General features: G+C 63.2%; 14 protein-coding genes. 10 read left to right on the forward strand and 4 right to left on the reverse strand.

The features are described from left to right. Positions 1-119: 119 nt before the first annotated feature. Complete coding sequence (gene pgk / locus JSS27_08075; protein ID MBS0208895.1) at positions 120-1,505, reverse strand: phosphoglycerate kinase; 1,386 nt, start codon at positions 1,503-1,505, stop codon at positions 120-122. A gap of 159 nt (positions 1,506-1,664) precedes the next feature. Next, complete coding sequence (locus tag JSS27_08080; GenBank protein MBS0208896.1) at positions 1,665-4,844, reverse strand: c-type cytochrome; 3,180 nt, start codon at positions 4,842-4,844, stop codon at positions 1,665-1,667. Between the two features lie 420 nt (positions 4,845-5,264). Here JSS27_08080 and argH point away from each other — a divergent pair, with 420 nt between their 5' ends. The 10 genes from argH (at position 5,265) to JSS27_08130 (ending at position 18,200) form a co-directional block, all read left to right on the forward strand. Beyond that, positions 5,265-6,665, forward strand: coding sequence for an argininosuccinate lyase (argH, locus tag JSS27_08085; protein ID MBS0208897.1), 1,401 nt, complete (start codon positions 5,265-5,267; stop codon positions 6,663-6,665). Further along, positions 6,662-8,839, forward strand: coding sequence for a hypothetical protein (locus tag JSS27_08090; protein ID MBS0208898.1), 2,178 nt, complete (start codon positions 6,662-6,664; stop codon positions 8,837-8,839). Before argH ends, JSS27_08090 begins: the two co-directional genes overlap by 4 nt. 130 nt (positions 8,840-8,969) lie before the next feature. Next, entirely contained in the window at positions 8,970-10,049 is a 1,080-nt protein-coding gene (locus JSS27_08095; GenBank protein MBS0208899.1) for a sigma-54-dependent Fis family transcriptional regulator, read from the forward strand. Positions 10,050-10,353: 304 nt separating this feature from the next. Further along, positions 10,354-11,229 carry a cytochrome c biogenesis protein CcsA gene (gene ccsA / locus JSS27_08100; protein MBS0208900.1) on the forward strand — a complete coding sequence of 292 codons (876 nt, stop codon included), beginning with the start codon at positions 10,354-10,356 and terminating at the stop codon, positions 11,227-11,229. After that, positions 11,226-12,500 carry a glutamyl-tRNA reductase gene (locus tag JSS27_08105; protein MBS0208901.1) on the forward strand — a complete coding sequence of 425 codons (1,275 nt, stop codon included), beginning with the start codon at positions 11,226-11,228 and terminating at the stop codon, positions 12,498-12,500. Before ccsA ends, JSS27_08105 begins: the two co-directional genes overlap by 4 nt. Positions 12,501-12,517: 17 nt before the next feature. Continuing rightward, the gene (locus JSS27_08110; GenBank protein ID MBS0208902.1) at positions 12,518-13,318 is read left to right on the forward strand and encodes an FkbM family methyltransferase; all 801 of its coding nucleotides are present in this window, start codon (positions 12,518-12,520) and stop codon (positions 13,316-13,318) included. Positions 13,319-13,421: 103 nt separating this feature from the next. After that, positions 13,422-14,474, forward strand: a complete 1,053-nt coding sequence (locus JSS27_08115; GenBank protein MBS0208903.1) for a saccharopine dehydrogenase NADP-binding domain-containing protein — start codon at positions 13,422-13,424, stop codon at positions 14,472-14,474. 171 nt (positions 14,475-14,645) lie between these two features. Continuing rightward, positions 14,646-15,149 carry a MarR family transcriptional regulator gene (locus JSS27_08120; protein MBS0208904.1) on the forward strand — a complete coding sequence of 168 codons (504 nt, stop codon included), beginning with the start codon at positions 14,646-14,648 and terminating at the stop codon, positions 15,147-15,149. Between the two features lie 45 nt (positions 15,150-15,194). Beyond that, positions 15,195-16,445 (forward strand): tryptophan 7-halogenase, encoded by a 1,251-nt coding sequence (locus JSS27_08125; protein MBS0208905.1) that lies wholly within the window; start codon positions 15,195-15,197, stop codon positions 16,443-16,445. Positions 16,446-16,880: 435 nt separating this feature from the next. Beyond that, entirely contained in the window at positions 16,881-18,200 is a 1,320-nt protein-coding gene (locus JSS27_08130) for an MFS transporter (GenBank protein ID MBS0208906.1), read from the forward strand. A gap of 112 nt (positions 18,201-18,312) precedes the next feature. On the opposite strand, the gene JSS27_08135 is transcribed toward JSS27_08130, so the two are convergent. After that, the gene (locus tag JSS27_08135; GenBank protein ID MBS0208907.1) at positions 18,313-19,242 is read right to left on the reverse strand and encodes a hypothetical protein; all 930 of its coding nucleotides are present in this window, start codon (positions 19,240-19,242) and stop codon (positions 18,313-18,315) included. Between the two features lie 220 nt (positions 19,243-19,462). Next, entirely contained in the window at positions 19,463-23,344 is a 3,882-nt protein-coding gene (locus JSS27_08140) for a hydantoinase B/oxoprolinase family protein (GenBank protein ID MBS0208908.1), read from the reverse strand. Positions 23,345-23,383: the final 39 nt, after the last annotated feature.

The following is a 23,383-nucleotide window of genomic DNA, read 5'->3' on the forward strand; positions in this document are numbered from 1 at the left end:
GCCAAGGTTCGTCCCTAAATCACTGCCAAATAATTGATGCCAGATCACCAGCGCCAGCAACGCAGGCGCAACCTCGCGTCGCTTGTCGGCGCGATTAAATAGGCAAACCACCAGTGACTTTAACGCTTGGCGGCCGCCGACAGGGCCACCAAGTATGGTACGGGCGAACTGCCCAAAGCGTTCAACACGGTTCCGCCCGCCGTGAAGCAGTGGGTCACCCAGTCGTGCTGGCCGTACTTGTCGAGGGCCGCGCCCCCTTCGCCACCACCGACATAGACCTCGACGCCCGCGTCCTTCATCCGCTTGAGTTGCGCGATGAAGTTCTTGGTGCCGTTCTCGAAGCGAGGATCCTCGAACATGCCGAACACGCCGTTGTGAAAAGCCACTGGCTTGCGACCGCCAGCGGCCTCGGTCTTGATGAACTCGCCGACCGCCTCCGCGAACACGATGCTCGACTTGGGGCCGATGTCAAACTGCTGATCCGCGGGACCAATCGTATCCGACGCGCGGCCGTCTTGCAGAATCGAGTCGACCGGCAGCACAAAGCGAATACCCTTGGCCCGGCCATCGGTGAGCATCTTCTCGGCTTGCTTCACTCGCGACTCTTCGATGAAGTAGGGCTTGTCCTCGTGCCCGGCGGCTTCGGCCAAACCGATGCACAAGTTCTGTCCCTTCAGGCGCGCGTCGGCTTTGCGCAGCGCCATGGCCAGCGAGCCAGCCGTGAACACCCAGCGAATCGTGCCGCGCGCGATCATGGCGGACAGGTCGTCCAGCTTGTCGATTTTCAAGCCGCTGAAGACGACGAGCGTGGCCGCCTGGCAGCGGAGCATGGGCCCGTCGAACTCGCGGGCGACGTACTTGCCCAAGGCCACGCGCTTCATCGCGCTGGGGACGACGACGGTCGAGCTGTCGAGGCTGCCGGCTGATAGGGCTTCGTTCACGTAGACGCTCGCCACCTTGTCGGCCATCTGATTGGCGAACGCGACGAGTGGCTCGGCTACTTTGTCGGCATCGGCGGCCGACGCATCCCACAACACGCGCTCGATTTTCCAGCGCCGTGTGTTTTCCAGCACCAGCACGCTGCCGGCCGGGGCCTGCTTGATCTTTTCCGTCACGCTGGCCTGCACGCCCGTGGCGTCGTCGTACCAATCCTCGATCAGCGGCACATCGGTACCCAGCAACTCGCCGATTCGCTTGGCAACGCTCTTGAGGCTCCCCTCGGGCTTGCGGCCGATGTGGCCAAAGATCACCTGCTTCCAGCCGCGCTGTTGGCCGTACTTCAGTGTTTCGACCATCGACTGCAGGCGGATGTCGCCGTCGCCGACTTTTGGCCCCGGCTTGGCGTCAACGTCGCCGCGCACCAGCACCGGCGTGCCCGACGGCACGTCGGCCAACGATTCGAGCCGAGGAATGCTGGCCAGGTAGTCTTGCAGCGTTTTGCCGCCCGCTTCGCCGCTGAGCAGTGTCCGAATCAGCGATGCCATCTGAGTCGAGGTGACAGCCATGAGTACAACTCCGTCGAATGCTGGGTAGATGAGTAGTCCGGGACAGCTCGCGGCGTGCGGCGCGGCTGAGAATAGTTCGGTAGCAGGCCTGCCGTCCTGGCGGGCGCTTTCTGACTCCGAACGTAGCGTTGTGGCGGCGTTTTTCCTAGCCCCGGCCCGTTACTTACCGAACAGCGGATCCTGGGGGTTGCCGCGTGACAGCAGATAGGCCAGCAGGTCCAGCACCTCATTCTGATTTAACACATTCAGCAAGTCCTTCGGCATCAGCGAGATGGGGGACGCGGCCTGGCTCTCGATGTCCTGCTTCTTCACCGTGGCGATCTTGGACGAGTCCTCGGGGTTGATCACCACGACCAGTGCGTCGTCGGTTTCGCTGACCACGCGGCCCGTGATTACCTGGCCATCGTTGGTTTGAATGATCGAGGCGCGATATTGGTCGGAAACAATCTTGCTCGGGTCGACAATCGACTCGGTTAGGTCTTTCAAGTTGAACCGGCCGGCCAGTTGTGTCAGGTCGGGGCCCGTCGCGCCCCCTTCGCCCGCAAAACGGTGGCAAACGATGCACCGCGTGGCGGCGAACATCTTCTTGCCATTGTTGTAATTGCGGTTGGCCAGCTTGGGCTGCAAGGCGACGATTTCCGCGAGAGTCCAGGCTTGCCCCGGCCCCTTGGGCTTGGGCAATTCGGGGGGCACGTAAGGCTGGCGCGCGCCGGACGATTCGATCAGCACGCGATCCTTCTCCGAGACATTGGCAAAGGCGTCGTTGTCAATGTTCGTCAGGAATTTTTGGAACGAGTTGCCGCCACTCCAGGTGTGGGCCTTGGTGAACCAGCGGAAGTACTCCTTGTGCAGGTCGAGCGTCCAGCCGGTCTTCAGATTGCGCAAGGCAAACACGAATTGAATCTGTTGCGCGTCGGGCTTGTTGGCCTGCATGGCCGCAATCGCCCCGCCGTACCGCGGATTGCGGGCGATCAATTCATTCAGGTCATCGGCACGCACTTCGCCCGGCTTGTTCAACAGCGGCACCAGCTTTCGCGCGGCATGGGGCGATTCGAGATAGACCATCAAGTTGGCCAATTCACGATTGACCCAATCGCTCGCATGCGGAAACAAGTCTTCAAACTTGGTGCCCAGGGCCGCCCGCTCAGCTTCCGTCGGCGCGCCCAGTCGAATGAAGACCAACTCGTAAGCCCGTAAGAGTTCCAACGACTGAAACTCGTCGAGCCCCGACATCGAGAACCGATCGAGCGCCGCTAGCAGCTTTGGCTGCAACGATCGGTCCCCGGCCCGCGCCAGGCCCAGCGCGCCGGTGACGACGGTTTCAAACTGGTTTGAGTTCAATACTTGGGCTTGCCATTTCTCGACCGGGTAGCGCTCCAGCGCCACCCGCGCGGCATAGCGGACAAAGCGATCATGGTGGGCCAGGTTCTCGACGAGCATCGGCAAGGCGTCGACACTTGGCGTGGCCGTGTGCTGTTGCTCGATCTTATGGCGCAACGCCCGCGTGTCCGCTTGGCGAGCGTCGCGAACGTCAACCACGGACGTCGCTTCCTTGCCAACGTAGGTGGCGCGAAACAGTTCCGACTGGGTGCCGCGCCCGCCGACCGTGAAGTACAACGCTCCGTCACGTCCGACCACCGCATCGGTCAGCGGCAAGGCCCCGCGCGAGAGGAACTCCTCTTTCTGGCCAACGTAGGTCGAACCAGTTGGTTCCAGGTGAATGGCGTACATCGTGCCATAGGTCCAGTCGAGCAAGTACAGCGCTTTTTGATACTTGGATGGGAACTTGGCGCCGTAGCCGAACTCGACGCCCACCGGCGAACCGGGGCCAATGTTCACGACTGGCGGCAGGCTGTCGGCGAAATAAGCCGACCACTTGCCGGTGCCGCTGCGCCAGCCGAACTCGCTGCCGCTGGTGGCGTGACAGACTCGGGTGGGCCGATACCAGGGGGCGCCGAAGTCCCACTCCATGTCGGCGTCATAGGCGAAGATTTCACCATCGGCGTTCAACGCCATGTCAAAGGCGTTGCGATAGCCGACGCTCAATAGCTCCCAATCCTTGGCTTCGGGGTCGATCTTGGCGATCCAGCCCCCCGGCGCCAGGATGCCGACGGCGTGGCCACCGGCGTCCCATTGGCGCGGCAGCAGCAAGTCCTCGTCCCAGTTCGGCGCGAGCCGGCTGGTGGCGTGCTCGGGCAGCGTGGCGCGCAATGGCTCGGTTCGCACGCCACCCATCGTTTGCGGAGCGGCATTCCGCACAGGGTCGAACGGTGGTCGCGTGTGGTTGCCGGCCAGCACGTATATGCTCTTGCCATCCGGCGCAAGGCGCAACGCGTGTGGTCCGTGCTCGCCAGCGCCGCGAATCGAGAACAATTTCTCGACCGAGTCGAATTGATCGTCATTGTTCATATCGCGCAGCCGGTAGATGCCGCTGTCGCCGCCGGAATTGGCGCACACGTACAAGCTGCCAAAGGCGAACAATAGCCCGTGCGCGGCCGGCACTTTCACGTCCAAGTGCTCGACCTTGGTCTGGTCCTGGCTGCCGATGGCCGGCGGCGTGATGCGATACAGACCGAAGTTCTTCTCGTCGCTGGCGATCAGGCGGCCCTTCTCGTCAACGGTCAAATTAACCCACGAGCCGGCCTGATCCTTGGGAACGGTGAACAGCTTTTCGACCTGAAAGCCTGGCAGCACGCTGAACACGTCGGACGGCGCTTCGGTGGGGCCGGCCGCTGGCTTCTTGGTCATCGGGTTGCCCCAAGGGCCGGTCCCTAGCTTGCCGATCACGCGCGCCGAGACCAGTTCCTTGTCGTCGCGCGATTCGCCAACTTGCCATTTGTCGTCGGTAACCAGGTAATCGATCTTGCCGTCGGCGCGCGTGAGGACCAGCTTCAAGATGCAGGCCGCAATGCCGCCGTCGTTCTTCACTTCGAGCAACAGCTCGTTCGTGCCGGGGCGAATCTTGCTTTGCACATCGACATCAACCGGTTTGGCCCAGTCGTCGCTGTGCGCCACCTGCTGGCCGTTGAGCAACACGGTGACGTGATTGTCACAGCAGGTCTTCAGCCGCGCCGCTTTCGTGCCACCTTTGAACTTGGCGTGCAGAAAATAGCGCTTCCTATCCTTGGGCCCCCAAATCCAGGCCGGTGCCGGCCCGGCTTCCCAATCGACCGGCGCAAGCTCTGCGGCCGGCTCGGCTTTGACGTTCAAGCCGGCTTCGACCGAGCGCATCACTGCGGGGGCCTGGGTAAAAAACTTCGGGCGCTCGGCTTCTTGAGCCAGGGCGGTCGAAGCAAAGGCGGCACACAGGAGACAGACCGATAGACTCGTCAATTTCATGGCTGGCAGGGGGAGCCGAGGGAGGTGGGAAGTTAGGTTGGACCTATAGACTACAACGAACCGGGGCCAAAACCTACTGGCCGCCTGAGAACAGCCCACGGTACCCGAACAGACTGCGGGCTAACGAGATTTGCCGCTTGTTTCACCGGGGGCTGCCGAACCTGCGGGCAGTGGCTCGAATCATATGATTAGGTCCGGTTTGCCCCAGCATTTGGTTGAGCGTTTCCCTGCCGCATGGTGGTGTGCGTGACGAGCATCAGCAGCGGTCGATTGCAATAGAAGGAACAGTCATAACGGCTGCGCCTATCTGTTGGGTTCGCGATTGCCAAGCATCGGCTTCGGTCGATTGACGCTTCGTTCTAAGCCATTTACAGTGAATGTTTTGAAGTCGTCGCCAGATCGTTTTTTCGAGGTCGGTCTTTGGCAGCCAAAGCATGGTCGGGCGTCTTTGATCAGCCCACCGATAAACGTGTCGAGCAGTTCACCGAGAGCATCAGCTTCGACCGCCGACTCTACGCGCACGACATCCGCTGCTCGACCGCCCATGCCCAGATGCTAGCCAAGGTCGGCCTGCTCTCGGCCGACGAATGCCGACAAATTGAGCAAGGGTTGCGTGACATCGGGCAGGAGATCGAAGCCGGTCGGTTCACCTTCCGAACCGAGTTGGAAGACATCCACATGCACATCGAACGGGCGCTCATCGAGCGGCTGGGCGACGTGGGCCGCAAGCTACATACCGGCCGGAGCCGGAACGACCAGGTTTCGACCGACTTGCGGGTCTGGTGTCGCGAGGCGATCGACACCATCGACGCCCAGCTTGTGGAACTCCAAAAATCGTTCGTCGGTCGCTGTGCCCAGGACGCCGACCAGGTGGTCCCCGGCTACACCCACATGCAGCGGGCCCAGCCCGTGCTGGCCGCCCATTACTGGCTGGCCTATTGCGAAAAGTTCGAACGCGATCGGGGCCGGCTGGCCGATTGTCGTCGGCGCACGAATGTCCTAAGCCTGGGGGCGGCAGCCCTGGCTGGCACCAGCTTGCCGATCGATCGACACGACGTCGCCACGCGGCTGGGCTTTGACGCGGTGGCGGCCAACAGCATCGACGTATCGAGCGATCGGGACTTTGTCGTCGAACTGGCGTTCGCACTGTCGCTGATTGCGGAACACCTGAGCACGTGGGCCGAGGAGTGGATTCTCTGGAGCACGACGGAGTTTGGGTTTCTGACGCTGCCGCAAGCGTTCTGCACCGGCTCGTCGATCATGCCCCAGAAGATCAACCCCGACGTATTGGAGCTGACCCGCGGCAAGACCGCCCGCGTGGTTGGCAACCTGACGCGGCTGTTGGTGCTGATCAAAGGTTTGCCTCTGGCCTACAATCGCGACCTGCAAGAAGACAAAGAGCCGCTGTTCGATTCCGTCGACACGGTCTCGAACTGCCTGGCGGTGGCGGCGCCGCTGGTGGCCGGCGCGCACTTGAACACCGAGAGCATCGCGGCGCGCTTGGACGATGGATACCTTGACGCGACGACGTTGATGGAATGGCTGATCCGCCGCGGCGTGCCGCAGCGCAGCGCCCATGAAGTGGTCGGCAAGCTGGTCGGCGAAGCGATCAAGCGCAAGGTTTCACTGGCCGGACTCAGCAGCCAGGACTTTCAGGCGGCCCACGCCAGCCTGACCGACGAAGTTTATCAGGTGCTCGGCCCGCGCCGCGCGGTCGAGGCGATGTGCAGTTACGGTTCCACGGCGCCCACGGAAGTCGCTCGCCAGGTTGCTGCATGGCGGCAGAAGCTCGGCTTGCCCGAGACCGGGGTGACGACATGACCCGAATGGTTCGCCTTTGCTTGTGGCTTCCCGTGATTACGGCGTTGCTCGTGACGCCGGCCTTGGGGCAAGAGCCGGCCGCGCGACCTGCGCCGGTGATCACCAACCCAGCGGCGCGCGATCTGGTGGCCACCAATCCGACCGAGCCGTCGAACATCGCACGGGTGATCAACTCGCTGATCGATTTGCGCGAAGCGCCCGCGGCGGCCCCGCTGCTGACGCGACTGGCCGGCATCGAAATGGACGACGCGGCGCTGCTGCGGTTTTATCGTGAGTACGGCGCCGGCACGCTGATGAAATGGTCGGGACAGCCGGCGTTGAAGGCAATTGCCGACCCGTTCCAGGAGAAGATTCTGGAGGCGGTGAAGGCCAATGTTACCGATGCCGAGAAGATCAACCAACGAATCGCCAACCTGGCGAACTCTGCGCGCCCGGTGCGGTTAGCGGCCGCGGAAGAATTGACCTGGGGAGGCGAAGCGGCCTCGAAGGCGCTCGTGGGCGCGCTGGCCGATGATGCGCAAGCGGCGGCTCAGGCGGCGATGATCGATGCCCTGGTCGCAATGGGCGTCGACTGCTTGCCCGATCTGGCCGCGGCGCGCGACGGCGACAACTCGAATGTCCGCAAACTCGTCATCGGCGCGCTGGCCCGGCTGAAAGACGACGATGCCAATCTGCTGGTCCTGGGCCCGGCATTTGGCGAAGGCGAACAGGACGACCAAGTCCGCGCGATTGCGCTGCGACAAGCGACCAAGCTATTTGGCGCCGAACTAACTTCGTCGCAAGCGGCTGGCCGACTTTACGCGCGTGCCGCGGAGCTGCGTCATGACGAGAATCGGCTGCCCTTGGCCGAACAGTTGGCCAGCGACGGCCTCGACATCTTGCCGCACAACACGGCGCTGCGCAATGTCTACCTGTCGATCCTGGCGAATGCCGGTGACAAGCAGACGGCCGAGAACTTCAACGAATACGACGTCGCCACCTTCGAGAGTTTTCTGGCCGACGCTTTGAAGCGACAAGACCCGCGCAGCGCGGCCTTTGCGCTGGCTTATCTGGGCAATCATGGGACCGAGTCGTTGTTGCACCAGCGCGAGTCGCGCCCCAGCACCCTGGTCGAGGCGGCTCGTGCGGCTGACCCTCGCATTCGTATGCTGGCCCTCAACGCCATCGCCGCGATTGCCCCCACCCAGCCATTCGACGGCAGCAGCTACGTTGTCGAGTCGCTGGAATACTTCCTGCGCTGCCGGGGAAAACAGCAGGCCCTGGTCGTCGATGGCCGCACGGCCGTGGCCCGCAGTCGGGCCGGCTTGCTGGTTGGACAGGGATACGAAGCCGAGATCGCGGTCGACCATCGCAGCGCGCTGGACGTGGCGATCAAGACACCTGACGTCGAATTCGTCCTGATCGACATCACGATGCTGGCCGATCAGTCCGCCCAGTTGATCACCGCTTTGCGGCGTGATAACCGCACGGCCAATCTCCCGGTCGGCATTCTGGCCCCATCTGACCGTTACGACGAAGCGATGTTGATGTCCAGTCGGCTGCCGCTGACCGTGGCGCTGATCGATGCCCCGACCGACCAGGCGGCCGAGTTCTGGGTTCGCCAGCTCAAGGAACTGCCACGCGAAAAGTACATTCCCACCGCCGCGCGCCGTTTGTTCCTGGCGAGCGCGCTTGAGTGGATCGCCACGACCGGGTTGCCAGCGCCCAAGGTGTACGACCTGAGCCGGTGCGAACCGCCGCTCGTCCAGGCGCTCCACTCGGCTGCGGTGCGCGGGCCGGCATTGCCCATCGCCGCTCAATTCACTTCGCCGCAGATGCAAGCCACCCTGGTCGAGTTGGCTAGTGCCGCGATTCATTCACCCGAGACGCGGGGGGCGGCGCTCGGCGCATTGACGGAAAGTTTGTCGCGGTATGGCATCCTGCTGACCGCGGTGCAGCTGCAATCGCTGTACGATCGCTACAACGCGCTGGGCGCGACTGACTCGGCCTTGCGCACTTCGATCGGCGCGGTCCTCGACATCGTCGAAGCCCGAGCCAGGTTTGATCGCGCCCGCGGCCCGCGCGTGGCCAATGACGCGACCGCCGAACTCGAATCGCCCAGCGAAGCTAGCGCGGCCCCCGTGGCGGCACCACTTCCCGAACAAGGAGCCCCCAGCAAAACCGACGGTAGCTAATGCGTCGACCTTTGTTGACGGTGAACAAGCTGCGGGCCGTGGCGGCGGCTGGCGGTGGCGCGATGCGTCGCGCGATTCGCGGTCAATCGTTCAAGGAAGCGTATGCCGCACGTGGCGTGGGAATGGACTGATGCCCCCGAGTAACCGACCCAGCAGCGCGAACACCTCTGGCCCGCCGATCATTGGCTTGATCGGTTCGAGTCCGGCCATGGAGCAGGTCTATAAGACCACGCGCAAGGTCGCCATGACCAACGCCACGGTCCTCTTGTTTGGTGAAACCGGCACCGGCAAGGAAATGATCGCCAAGGCGGTCCATCAGCTTAGCCCTCGGGCTGGCGGGCCGTTCGTCCGCGTCAATTGCGGCGCGTTGGCTGAAAGTCTGTTGGAAAGCGAACTATTTGGTCACGTGCGCGGCGCGTTCACCGGAGCGGTCGACAACCGCAGCGGTCGCTTCGAAGCGGCGCACACCGGGACCGTGTTTCTCGATGAAATCAATTCCACGACGCCCAAGCTGCAAGTCAAGCTGTTGCGGGTGCTGCAAGAGCGCGAGTTTGAGCGCGTCGGCGACACTCAGACGATCCGCGTCGACACGCGCGTGATCGCGGCCACGAATCGCGATCTGCTCGAAGAAGTCGACGCCGAGCGGTTTCGCGAGGACTTGTACTATCGCTTGAACGTGGTGCCGATTCACATTCCGCCGCTGCGCGAGCGGCGCGAAGACGTGCCGGAGTTGGCCCACTACTTCCTGAACTTCTACAACGAGCGGAACGATCGTTACGTGACGCACGTTGACCCCAAGACGATGGAAGCCTTGCAGGATTATCACTGGCCTGGCAACGTGCGCGAGCTGCAGAACTACATCGAGCGTGCCGTCGTCATGGCGCCATCCGACGAGTTCACGGCCGACCTGCTGCCCGAGGCGGTGCTGGGGAACACGCGGCGGCGCAATCCTCGTTACCGCGAGCCGGATCTTGAGACGTTGACCTACGAGGTAGTGCAAAAGGGCCTGGCCGACGCTGGCCCCCAGGAAGACAACCTGCACGCCAAAATCGTTAATCGGGTCGAGCGCGAACTGATCGCCCAGGTGCTCACGCAATGCAACCAGGTGCAGATCAAGGCTGCCGCCCGACTGGGCATTAACCGCAATACACTCCACAAGAAGCTGAAAGAATACGGCCTGGACGAGTCGGGCGAAGAACCGCCGGCGTAAGCTTGGCCATCGGCGTGCATTTACCCCTCTCCCGTCGAGGGAGAGGGTGGTTCGCGTAGCGAACCGGGTGAGGGTGAAAATGTTGCAAGCCAAAGGACGTAGCCTTGCTCAAATGCCGCTGATCGCTATGCCGATCACGCACCGACGTCTTTACCCTCCCCCTTGCCCCTCCCTGTCAGGGAGGGGTGTTTGCCTTCCCTAGCGCGAAGCGATTGAATTGTTGAGTACAATGTCCTGATTGCTTCGTTGGCCTGCTTCGTCCCCGATTTCCAAGCGTCACGTCGCCCACCCTTCAATCGCACCCATGCTTGCCGGAATCAGCATCACCTGCTTCGCCACCAGCTATGCGGTCGCGCTTGCGCTGGAGATCACCCGGCTCTTCTTTCGTAGCGGGGTGCGCGGCGCGCTGATGATCGGCTTTGCCGGCGCGGGCCTGTTTGCTCACACGCTCTACCTGACCTATCGGGCCCTGCAGGAACCTGCGGCGCCGCTGTCGAGCGAGTTTGACTGGTACTTGCTGGCTGCCTGGTTGCTGACGGCCATCTACCTTTACTTGACTTTCCATCGACAGACGATGTTCGGCGTGTTCTTGCTGCCGCTGGTGCTGGGGCTGATCGGTGTGGCGGCCTGGTCGGCCGATCGCGCGCCGCTGGTCTCTTCACATGCCGCGCGCGTGTGGGGGCAGATTCACGGCGTGTTTCTGTTGGTGGGAACGGTGGCCGTGGCCATCGGTTTTGCCGGCGGCGCCATGTGCCTGGTCCAAGCCAATCGACTGAAACACAAGCGCTCGCTGAGCGAAGGGCTTCGCTTGCCCAGCTTGGAATGGCTCGAACGCCTGAACTCGCGCGCCATCTGGATTTCGGTCGTGATGATCGGGCTGGGGTTTCTGTCGGGCGTGGTGCTGAACCTGGTGAACCATCGACTCGAAATCAGTCGGCTCCCCTGGACCGATCCGATCATTTGGAGTTCGGCGCTGCTGCTCGGCTGGGTGATCGTGGCCGCTGGGTTCAGCAGCCTGTACCGCCCGGCCCGCACCGGTCGCAAGGTGGCGTATCTGACCACGGTCAGCTTTGTGTTCTTGTTGCTGATGGTGCTGGTTCGGGTGCTGTTGCCCAGTCAGCATGGCAACCTGAAGCCCGAGCCCTCGACGCCCACGGCGGCGCAGGAGGCGCGATCATGAAGCTACAAATGATCGGCCTCAGCCATCACACGTCCGACGTCGAGCAGCGCGAGCGCCTGGCCTTCAGCCCCACGCAAGTCGGCGCAGCGCTCGACCTGTTGCGACAACGCTTTCCCCAGTCCGAAGCGGTGCTGCTGTCGACCTGTAATCGCGTGGAAGTCTACACCGCCAGTGATGAGCCCCTGGCCGCGCCGGACGAGCGGGCGATGGCCCAGTTTCTCGCCGAGTTTCACGGCCTGAAGACCGACGAATTCTTCGGCCAGTTGCTCACCTGTACGGGCGAAGAAGCGGTCGCTCACCTGTTCAACGTGGCGGCCAGCCTGGACAGCATGGTCGTCGGCGAGCCGCAGATTTCGGCCCAGGTGAAGCAGGCCTACGAAACGGCCGCTTCGCATCAAAGTGTCGGCCCGCTGACGCACCAGATTTTTCAGGCGGCCCTCCGCGTGGCCAAGCGCGTCTCGACCGAAACCTCGATCAACGAGAAACGCGTCAGCATTCCCAGCATCGCCGTGGCCGAGTTGGCTCGCAGCATCTTTGAACGCTTCGACGACAAGCACGTGCTAGTGATCGGCGCCGGCGAAATGGCTGAAGAGACGCTCCGCTATCTGCAGAACGAAGGGGCGCATCACGTCACGGTCGTGAACCGCAACTTCGAGCGAGCCCGGCAACTGGCCGAGCGTTGGCACGGAACCGCGCGGCCGTGGGGTGAACTGATGCCGGCGCTGGGCGAGGCCGACCTGGTGGTTAGCACCACCGGGGCCGACGAGCCGATTGTCACACTGGCCAGCTACCGCGCCATCGAAGCCGAGCGTTACCAACGCGACCTGTTCATTCTGGACCTGGCCGTGCCTCGCGATTTCGATCCGGCCCTGAGCGATTGTTTGAACGTCTATCTGTACTCGCTCGACGACTTACAGGCGGCCTGCGAGCGGAACCGCCGCGAGCGCCAGAAGGAATGGCCCCGCGCCACGGCCATTGTCCAAGAAGAAGCCAGCCAGTTCATGGCCGAGCTGAACCATCGAGCCACCGCGCCGATCATCCGCAGGCTGCGTGAAGGTTGGCAGCAGCCCAAGGAAGACGAACTGCGTCGCTTATTCAACAAGTTGCCAGCGCTCGACGAGCGCAGTCGCGAGGAGATTCGCCAATCGTACGATCGGCTGATCAACAAGCTGTTGCATCCGCCGCTCGAATCGCTGCGCGACGAGGCCAAGAAGGGCGTGCCGCACAACCTGCTGTCGGCCCTTAAGCAATTGTTCAAGCTGACCGATTAGCGCGAGCGAGACTAGGCATGCTCAAACTTCCTGGGATATTGCGCTGGCTGCGGCGCTTCGGATTCCCTCGCAAATTGGGGATTCTCGATCGTTGTTATGGCCGCGTGTTGAGCCGGCAGGGCATCGTATGGGTTGAAGCTGCAAATGGGATTGTTTGGAAGCTCGATCTGGCCAATAGCACCCATCGTTGGATCGTGTACGGCTCCTACGAAGGGCCGGCGTTGCATCGCTGGGCCGCGGCGCATCTGCCCGCCGATGCGGTGATTGTCGACTCGGGCGCCAATATCGGGCAAATGTCGCTTTCTTTGGCGCCGCTCATTCCGCGCGGTCGGCTCCTGGCCTTTGAGCCGGGGCAGGAACAAGCAGACTGGCTGGCCGAATGTTTGAGCCGAAATCCTCAATTGCCGATCGAACTCATCCGGCTTGGTTTAAGTGACGCCAACAGAGCGGCTTTTCTGGCCGCTTGCGGCGCCGCGGAGAAACACGGCGCGCAAAACGCCGTGGACGAATCGCAGGGCGCACCCATTCAGCTGGCCAGGTTGGAAGACGAGCTTGCTCGACGGTCAATCGACCGGGTTCAGCTCTGGAAGCTCGACGTGGAGGGGCACGAACTAGCAGCGCTGGCTGGCGCGAAGTCGCTACTCGAACAGAAGCGGATTGGTGCCCTCTATATTGAACTCTACGGTGAAAATGGGGCCAGGATCGTCGAGTACCTCGAACGCCTCGATTACGGTTGTTCGATCCTCGACGAATCGGGGCGGCCGCATGGCGTCGCGCAACTTCCGGAATTCGTTAATGGCTTGTTTGTGCCAAAATGACGTCTTTAAGGAGTCGTGACCAAGCTTCATTCATTGAGCTTGGCGACCAAGGGCAGCGGCGTTCGCGAATTCCGGTGCAACGCTCACGGAAGGCATACGCAAAATGCTCGATAGCTGGCTGCTGTATGGGGCGAATGGATACACCGGCAAGTTAATTGCCGAGGCGGTCGGCACGGCGCGCGCCAAGCCGATTCTGGCTGGCCGCTCGGCGGCGAACATCGAACCGTTGGCGGCGCGGCTCGGTTGTGAAGCTCGGGTGTTCGATCTGACCGATGCAGTGGCCGTGCGTGAAGGCCTGCGCGATGTCGCGCTGGTCCTCAATTGCGCCGGGCCGTTCTCCAAGACGGCCACGCCGATGATGGCCGCGTGCCTGGACGCGGGCGTTCATTACTTGGACATCACCGGCGAGATCGACGTCATCGAGTATGCCGCCCATCTCGATTCGCGCGCCAAGCAGGCCGGCACGGTTCTGATGCCGGCGGTTGGCTTTGACGTGGTGCCGAGCGATTGTCTGGCGCGAGCGGTGGCCGAGTCGTTGCCCGGCGCGACGCACTTGACGCTGGCCTTCACCAGCAGCGGCGGCTTCAGCCGCGGCACCGCCAAGACGATGCTCGAAAGTCTGCCCGATGGGCCGCGTCACCGCTCGGCCGGGCGCATTGTTCAGGCACGCGACATCGCGCGTACGCGCAGGATCTCTTTTCCCAGTGGATTGCGCCAAGCACGTGCCGTGCCGTGGGGGGACGTGGCCAGCGCGTATTACACGACCGGCATCCCGAACATCGCCACCTATGTCGCCCTCGATCGAGCGGACGCCTGGCAGATGTCGATCCTGGGTGTGTTCGCCCCCTTGCTACGATCGAAGGGAATCTTGCGCTGGCTGCAAAGTCAAGTCGATCGTCGCCCGCCGGGGCCGAATGACCAGGCGTTGCAAGACAGCCGGGCCGAGTTCTGGTGCGAGGTCCGCGATGACGAGGGGCATCAAAGCGTCGGCACCCTGCAAACGCCCGGCGGTTATGCTCTGACGATCCTGACCGCGCTGGCCGTGGTCGACGAGGTTCTTGCCGACCGCATCCCGCCAGGGTTTCACACCCCAGCCAAGCCCCTGGGCTGGCAATTCATCGAGCGGGTGGCAAGCACACAAGTAATGATGGCATAAATAGTTATGGCCACACTAATTGCTAATCATCCTCCTCAATTCCCCTCTCTTCCTTCTCGATCTCTCCGTGCAAAACTCCGTGTCACTGTGCCTCCGTGGCGGCATTTTTGGAAGATAGTTGTCTGGACGACGATTGTTTGAACATCTATATTCGTCGGTATGGCAAGCACGATGAAAACCCGACCCAAGCCCCGGCATTTCGACTCGCTCGAGCAGGAAGCGTTCCTCAACCTGTGGCGGACCTACGACCGGTTGCGCACGGCCGAGGGAGAGCTGTTCGAGCGGTTCGGACTGACACCTCAACAGTACAACGCGCTACGCTTGTTGCGTGGCAATCATCCGGAAAGTTGTCCGACCTTGGTGCTGCAGGCCCGGCTCGTCTCGCGAGCACCGGACATTACGCGGATGGTCGACCACTTGGAGTCGCGCGGCTGGATCGAGCGGCGCCGCGCCGGCGATCGCCGCGTGGTCCAAGTCGCCATCACCGACGCCGGACTGAAGCTGCTGACCGAAATGGACGAGCCGGTCCGCGAGTGTCACCATCGGCAACTAGGTCACTTGTCACGCGCGCAACTTGAACAACTAGTAACCCTCTTACAAGCCGCCCGCCAACCTCACGAACAATCGGAAAGTCACTGGTCCAACGGCGGAGCAACAGCCTCACCAAGCAGCTAACCAGACGACTGTCTTCTCACCCCCACCTCCCCAGCGAGACCCACCATGACTCAAGCAGCAGACCAGCACACGCAAGTGATCGTCATCGGCGGCGGCCCCAGCGGCGCCACCTGCTCGACGTTATTGGCTCAGCATGGCCTCAAGGTGGAACTCTTCGAGCGCGAGCACTTCCCGCGGTTTCACATCGGCGAATCGCTGATTCCGGAGACCTATTGGGTGCTCCAGCGGCTGAACATGCTCGACAAGATGCGGGCTAGCCATTTCGTGCAAAAGCACAGCGTCCAGTTCGTCAGCGAGAGTGGCCGCATCTCGGAGCCGTTCTACTTCTGGGACAACAAGCCGCACGAATGTTCGCAAACCTGGCAGGTGCTGCGGAGCGAGTTCGACACCATGATGTTGAACAACGCCCGGGAACATGGCGTGAACGCCCACGAAGGGGTCCGCGTGCTGGAAGTGCTGTTTGAAGGGACCAAGGCGTGCGGCGTGCGGATTCAGGAGGAAAACGGGACCGAGCGTGTGGTGACGGCCGACGTGGTGGTCGACGCCAGCGGCCAATCGGCGCTGATCTCCAATCGCTTGAAGACCCGGCGAGTGATCGAGGATTTGAAGAAGGGAGCGGTCTGGACCTATTGGCGCGGCGCTTATCGCGACCAGGGGCGCGACGAAGGGGCCACGATGGTCCTGCAGACCAAGGGAAAGCAGGGCTGGTTCTGGTACATCCCGCTGCACAACAACATGGTCAGCGTCGGCGTCGTGGCGGACTTCCGCTACTTGTTCGACGGCCGCGGCAGCCACGAGCAGATTTATCGCGAGGAATTGGAGAAATGCCCCGAGTGCCTGCGCCGCGTGTCAATGGGAGAGCAGTGTGCCGGGTTCTACGCCACCAAGGATTACTCGTATCGCTCGACCGAAGTGGCCGGCGACGGCTGGGTGTTGATCGGTGACGCGTATGGATTCCTGGACCCGCTGTATTCGTCGGGCGTGCTGCTGGCGCTGCGCAGCGGCATGCTCGCGGCCGACACGATTGCCGAAGCGTTCCAGCAGCGTGACTTCTCGGGGACGCTGTTGGGAAAGTGGGGGCCGGACTACAACCGCGGCGTGGACCGGATGAAGCGGCTGGTCTGCGAATACTACGACGGCTTCAGCTTCGGCCGGTTCGTGAAGAAAAACCCCACGCTGAAGGGGCACCTGACCGACTTGCTGATCGGCGACTTGTTCGATACCAAGGTCGACGACGTCTTCCCGCCGATGGACGCCATGCGAGCCGAGTCGATGGCCAAAGCCGCACCGGAGTGAGCGGGCGTGTGCTACAATGCGTGCATGGACGAGGGCCAGGCGAAAACGCGAAAGGTCGAAGAACGTGCCTCGCGGCGACTATTATTGTGGATCCTCATCGGCTCCATCTGGGGCACAATAATCACCGGAGCGATCGTCGCTCTCGGTCCCTCAGCAGAGCGAATGCAATGGTGGGGATTCCCGAATGCACCATAAAGGGCACGTTGGGTGGCACGTCCCAAGCGCAGCGCAGGGCGTGGGGGATCGCCGCTCGTACATTGGGGGCTGGTACTCGCTTCCCCACGCCCGAAGGACGGGCGTGCCACCCACTTGCCAGAACATGCCGAGAAGCGGTCTAGCCCGCTAGCCCAAACGCCCCTTGCCGATTAGCATCGGTAGGCTCGGGCGCGCACCAGGCGTGCTCTCCGTCTGTCCCATCCCAGGTTCGGCATCGCCATGCGCACCGGTTCGCTGCTGGTCATCTTTCTCACCGTCTTCATCGACTTGCTCGGCTTTGGCATCGTGTTGCCCCTGCTGCCGGTCTATGGCAAGCAATTCGCTCTGAGCGACGGACTGTCGGCCAAGGAAACGGGCTGGACGATTGGGCTGTTGATGTCGAGCTTCTCGGCCATGCAGTTTCTGTTCATGCCGCTGTGGGGGCGACTGTCCGATCGGATCGGCCGCCGGCCCGTGTTGATGATCGGCCTGACAGGCTCGACCGCTTGCTACGCGCTGTTCGGCGTAGCCACGACGATGCATAGCCTGGTGCTGCTGTTCGTGGCCCGCATCGGCGCTGGCATTGCCGGGGCCACGATCTCGACGGCCCAGGCCTACATTGCCGACACCACCACCAAGGAAAACCGCGCCAAGGGAATGGCCCTGATCGGCGCGGCCTTCGCGCTCGGCTTCACGTTGGGGCCGATGTTGGGGGCCGTGTCGCTGGTGGTCGGAGGCGAAACATCGATGAGCCCCTGGCCCGGCTACGTGGCGGCGATCCTGTCGGGCGGGGCGCTGGCCCTGGCGATCTTTTTGTTGCCTGAGTCGCATCATCCCGGCGAGGCGAGCGAAGTTCGCGAACAAGCCGGCCTGGCGGGCCTGCGCACGGCGCTTTCCATTCCCACCATTGGCGCGCTGCTGCTGACATCGTTCATCGCGATCTTTTCGTTCGCGATCTTCGAGTCGAGTTTATCGCTGCAGATCGATCGCATCGTGGCCGATCATTTTAAGGACGGCAGCGTCAGCGGTGCTTTGCAATTCATCTTCACCAAGGCCAAAGGCTTCGGCTACTCGGGGCACGAGCAACTACGCGAGATCGCCATCTACTCGGCCTTCACCTACTTGGGGATCGTGCTGACCTTGGCCCAGGGATTCTTGGTCCGCCGACTGGCGGGCAAGTTACCCGAGACGACGCTGGCCCTTACTGGCGGCGTGATCGCGCTGGCGGGTTTTGTCGGGTTGGCCTGGAGCGCCTGGCGCGGCAGCTTCGACTGGCTGCTGGTGACGATGGCGGTCGAAGTGACCGGCTTTGCGATGGTCAACCCAGCGCTCCAGGCGCTGATCTCGCGGCGCAGCAGTCCGGAGCAGCAAGGGGGCATTTTGGGCGTGGTGCAAAGCGCCGCGTCGCTAGGGCGGATCTTGGGACCGGCTGTTGCCGTACCCCTCTTCACCGTCGCGCCAGCCGCGCCCTATGCGACGTCGATCGTCGTGCTAACGCTCGCGCTGGGACTGCTCGTCACGGCGGCGCGCGGCGGGCAAGACTACGTCGCCCCAGCGTGAGCCTGGCAAAATACCCAACAAGCATCCTCGGGTGAGCATACGATGTACCCGCGCTGAATGGAGAGCGCGTTGACGGATCATGACCTGAACCGCGATGGATGCGCCCGGGCGTTTAGTTCGGCTGCAACAAGAGCCAGCCGGCGGCAACCAACACGGCCAACGAGAACAGAGCCGCGATCTTGGATCGCCACCACGGGTTGCTGGACATTGCCAAGGGAGCGCCACCGTACTCGCCGTCGGCGTCCGGTGATGTTTCATCGTCGTCGCGGGCTTCGTAATTGCCGTCCACGCCGGCTTCGCGATCCGTGACCGGCGGGGCCGGCGCGGCGCTTGCCTGCCCATCGGCCGCCTCGTGACCTGGCACGAGGAAGCCTGAGTTCGGCGGTGGTGGCGAAGACAGCTTGGGCCAATCGCCCGAGCGAAGAAACTCGCTCGGGTCTTTCGCCTTTGGCTGAGGGGTCGCGCCGTCGCTGTTCGCGGCGACGTCAATCACCGCCGCCGGCCGAGCCGGCGCGCTTGGCGTGGCCGCATCTTCCTTCAAGTCGACACGGCGCGGCAGGTCGAACTCGGGGTTGATTCGGGGTAGGTGATGCTCTTCCCAGGGGGCCACCGGCACACGCTGTAACCGCTCGTGATGCGATCGACGTCGGCCAGTCTCCGGCGCTGGTGCGGCCATCGGCGTGGCCGCGGTTGGCTCTACCGCCGTTGGCGCTGTTTCAAGGGTTAATGGCGATTCGGCCGCGGCGAGGGCAATTACTGGGTCGACGACGGGCGCTGCCGGCTCAACAACTGGCGCCATGATCTCGGGAGTGACAGCCCGCACGACCAATGCTTCGGCGGGTGGCTGAGCCGCCGCTTCGCTCATTGCACATGACACGGCAACATGCGACTCGGCAACGACCTCGGCCACGTTCGCCGGCGCATCGACCGCCGGCACATCGACCACATGGCGACAACGCGGACAGCGCGCGCGCTTCCCCTGCAAGGCGTCGGGGGCCTTAAGATGGCGACCACATTCCGGACAAGCAACACTGATCGGCATAACCACGTTTTCCCACTCGGCGGCAACCTGAACGCCTACATGAACTATAGCGGGTATGCGCTCTTTTTCCGCAAATTGTTCGTGAGAAAACCAAGTGGATAAAAACAGGCTCGCGCGGTTGATCGGCCAGTGCGCGTTGTGACGCCAAACGTGGACACATTTGGCGCGAATGCATTGATCGAACAATGCTAATGATGGCTAGTGGAATATCACTAGCTGCTCACGACTTCGGCTTTCCATAACCACCGCCCCCCGGAGTATGGACCGTCAGTCTGTCGCACTTGCCAACACGCAGTTGAACCTTCGCCGGCAAGATTTCTTCGGGCGCTTCGATGCTCGCGCCAGCACGACGAAGTGAGTTCACGCCGAGTTGCCCAGGCTGGCCGCCAGCGATGCCGTAAGGAGCGTACGGGCCACGACGTTCGGACAAGATCGAAACCTCCAGCGGGCGCAAGAATTCGATCTCGCGCAACACACCATCGCCGCCGCGATTGGCCCCCGCGCCACCCGAACCATGGCGAATGGCAAAACGGCGCAAGCGGATCGGATAGCGCAACTCCAGAATCTCGGGGTCGGTCAGCCGCGTATTGGTCATATGGACCTGCACCGCGTCGGCGCCGGGGCCTTCGGCCGTCGCGCCGCTGCCTCCGCAAATCGTTTCGTAGTAGCCGAAAGTCTCGTCCCCAAACAACAGATTGTTCATCGTCCCCTGGCTGGCCGCGGCGATGCCCAGCGCTCCCAAGACCACGTCGACTACGCGCTGCGATGTCTCGACGTTGCCACCCACCACGGCGGGGCTTTCGGCCGGGTCGACTCCCTCGGTCGGATTGAGGAGACAGTTGGGAATCGTGATACGAACCGGCTCCAGCACCCCCTGATTTAAGGGAATGTCCTCGTCGATCAGCAGGCGAAGTGAATACATCACGGCCGCGGTCACGATCGCCCGATTGGCGTTCAAGTTTCCCTGCAGCACCGGCCCGGTTCCGGCGAAATCGAACAAGGCCAATGGCGCGTCGTCGGACGTCGCCTCTTGAATGGTCACGCATAGCGCGATCGGAGAGCCATCGTCCAGATGATCGACGAAGCGATGATCCCCGCGGGGCAAACGCGCCAGGGCCGCGCGCATCTTTCGCGACGCCGCTTGCTGGATGTGACGCATGTAAGCCGACACGATGGGCCAACCATAGCGGGCCACCAATCGTTCGAGGTCGCGCACGCCTTGCCGATTGGCCGCCAGTTGCGCCGCGATGTCGGCCAGGTTGTCGTCGACCGCCCGCGAGGGATACCGCCCCGAGCGCAACAACTCGGCTAGTTGTTCCCAGCGTGGCTGTCCGCGCTCGAACAAGCGGAAGTTGCGGATCAACACTCCTTCTTCGCCGAGCGTGTGCGAGAACGGGGGCATCGAGCCCGGCCGGCTGCCACCGATCTCGGCGTGATGGGCGCGACTGGCGACGACGAATTGCAGCTCGCGACCGTCGGCCGAGTGAATCGGCGTGACCACCGTCACGTCGGGCAGGTGCGAGCCGCCCCGATAAGGATCGTTGGTCACGATCACGTCGCCGGGCGCCAGGTCAGGATTGTCGGCCAGCGCGCGGCGAACCGTTTCGCTCATCGCCCCCAGGTGTACGGGAATATGCGGGGCATTGACGACCAGATCGCCGTCGCGCGTGAATATGGCGCAACTGAAATCGAGCCGTTCCTTGACGTTCACGCTCCGCGCGGTCTGGCGCAGCGTGATGCCCATCTGCTCGGCAATCGCGGCAAACTGGCGATTGAAAACTTCGAGCCAGACCGGATCGGCAATCGCAGGGTCGATGGCCCCGTGGTTTTGCGAATCACCCGTCGCTTGCTTTCCACGAGCAGTCGAGTCCGCTTCCAGGATCAAGCCGCCACGATCATGGACGCGCAACGTCCAGCCCGGTTCGACGACCGTGACCGTATGAACATCGACGACGAGCGCCGGCCCGGTGACGGTTGCGCCCGCGGCGAGTGTTTCGCGCCGGAAGATTGGCGTCGTGCCTCGATGACCGGCGAACCAGCCGTCAATCGACCCGCTGGGTGTCGCGGCCGTTGCAGATGCGCTAGCGGTCGGGGCTGGATCGTGCAGCAGGGTATGACCAATCACTTCGACGCGGGTGGCCACGATTTCAAACTGCGGTGACTGTTGCCGATAGCCGAACAGCCGTTCGTGGGCCGCTTCGTACGCCTCGGTCCAGCGGCCGTCGCCGGGCTCGTCGACCGTCAGGGCGGTGTCGAGTCCCCGATAGCGCAGATCGAGCGACCGCCGCACTTCGATCCGCTCGAATGCCTCGGCTTCGGCTTCGACCTCGGCTTGGGCCGCGCCGGCCAACTTGGCGAACTGCCGCTCCACGTCGGCCAGCGAGTCGGCGTTGAAGGGCTGATAGACTGGCGCGACCCGGTGCCGAGCGATTTGCGCGTGGCCGATGCCGTGGGCGCTGAGCAAGCTGGCGTCGTCGGGCACTTGCACGCGCGTCATCCCCAACTCGTGCGCCACGGCGCAGGCGTGTTGCCCGGCCGCGCCGCCAAACGCCACCAGCAGATACTCGCGCGGGTCATAGCCGCGAGCCAGCGAGATCGCCTGCACGGCCCGCGCCATGTTGCCGTTGGCCACGCGCAGGTATCCCTCGCACAGATCCTCGCGCGTGTACCGCGTGCCCGCCGCGGTCGCGATGCGCTCGATCAACTCGTCCAGCCGCCGCGCGACGGCCACGCGATCGAGCGGAAACGGAAATGCCTCGGGGACGATGCGACCGAGAAACAGGTTTACATCGGTCACGCACAGCGGCCCGCCACGGCCGTAACAGGCCGGCCCGGGCTCGGCGCCGCCGCTTTGCGGGCCGACTGACAGCTTCACGCCGTCAAAGTCGCAGATGCTCCCGCCGCCGGCGGCCACGGTATGCACGGCCAACATCGGCGCGACGATCCGCACGCCGGCTTTCTCGGTTTCGTATTCATAGTCGAAGTGGCCGTCGAACCGAGCCACGTCGGTGCTGGTTCCCCCCATGTCGAAACCGATCGCGCGCGTGAACCCAGCCCGCTGGGCCGCATGCGTAAAGCCGACCACTCCCCCTGCGGGCCCGGACAAAATCGCGTCCTTGCCCGAGAACTGCTCGGCCCGGACCAGGCTGCCGGCGCTGGTCATCAAGCGAAGCTGAACGACAGGGCCGAGTGACGCGCGCAACCGTTCGACATAGTCGCGCAGCACTGGCGTCAGATAGGCGTCGACCACGGTGGTATCGCCACGGGCCACAATCCGCGCCAGCGGAGCGACTTCGCTGCTCAGACTGATCTGGCGAAAGCCGACATCTCGCGCGACCTGTGCCACCAACTGCTCGTGGACCGGTTCGCGATAAGCGTGCAGCAGGCAAACGGCCAGCGATTCGACGCCGGAGTCTTGGAGGGCCTGCAACTGCTGACGCACCGCTTCGAGATCGGGGGCTTGCAACACACTGCCGTCGGCGGCCAGGCGCTCCTCGATCTCGACCACGGCGCTGAACAGCGGCTGATGCTTGCGGATGGTCCGCTCGAAAAGTTTGGGGCGGTTTTGGTAGCCAATGTGCAGGATGTCGCCCAGCCCCGCCGTGGTCACCAGAGCCGTTCGCGCCCCGCGGCGCGTGAGCAGCGCGTTGGTGCCGCGCGTGGTCCCCAAGCGAACCAGGCATGGCGGCACCGGCTGATCGAGACGCAGGCCGAGCAGCCGGCGAATCCCCAATAAGGGCGACTCTTCTCCGGCGGTCAACTCGTAGGCCTGTCCCACGGCCGGCGCGATCGACAGCGGACTGGTCAAATGCAACGCGCCGGCAGTCGCGTCGAACTCGGCGACGTCGGCTTCGGCCACCGCAGCGCCCGACTGATCGAGCAGGCGCAGCCGATAGCCGCGCCAAAAGTCCGCCGCTTCGCTCCTGCGCGAAGAATCGACAATGATCGCTTTCGTCGAGCCTGCGCAGGCCGAGCCTTTGGTGACGCCCGAACTGAGCACCTTGGCCCGCTCGAGCCGGCCGTCGGGATGTTGCAGGAAGCAATCGGTGAAGGTGCCCCCGACGTCGAGCCAGAACTGGGGAAGCCGCTCGGGTCGAGTCATTGTTGCTGGGGAACCTTGCATCTCGACTGACGGCGCGTC

This window comes from Planctomycetota bacterium, from assembly GCA_018242585.1.
Taxonomy (GTDB): domain Bacteria; phylum Planctomycetota; class Planctomycetia; order Pirellulales; family PNKZ01; genus JAFEBQ01.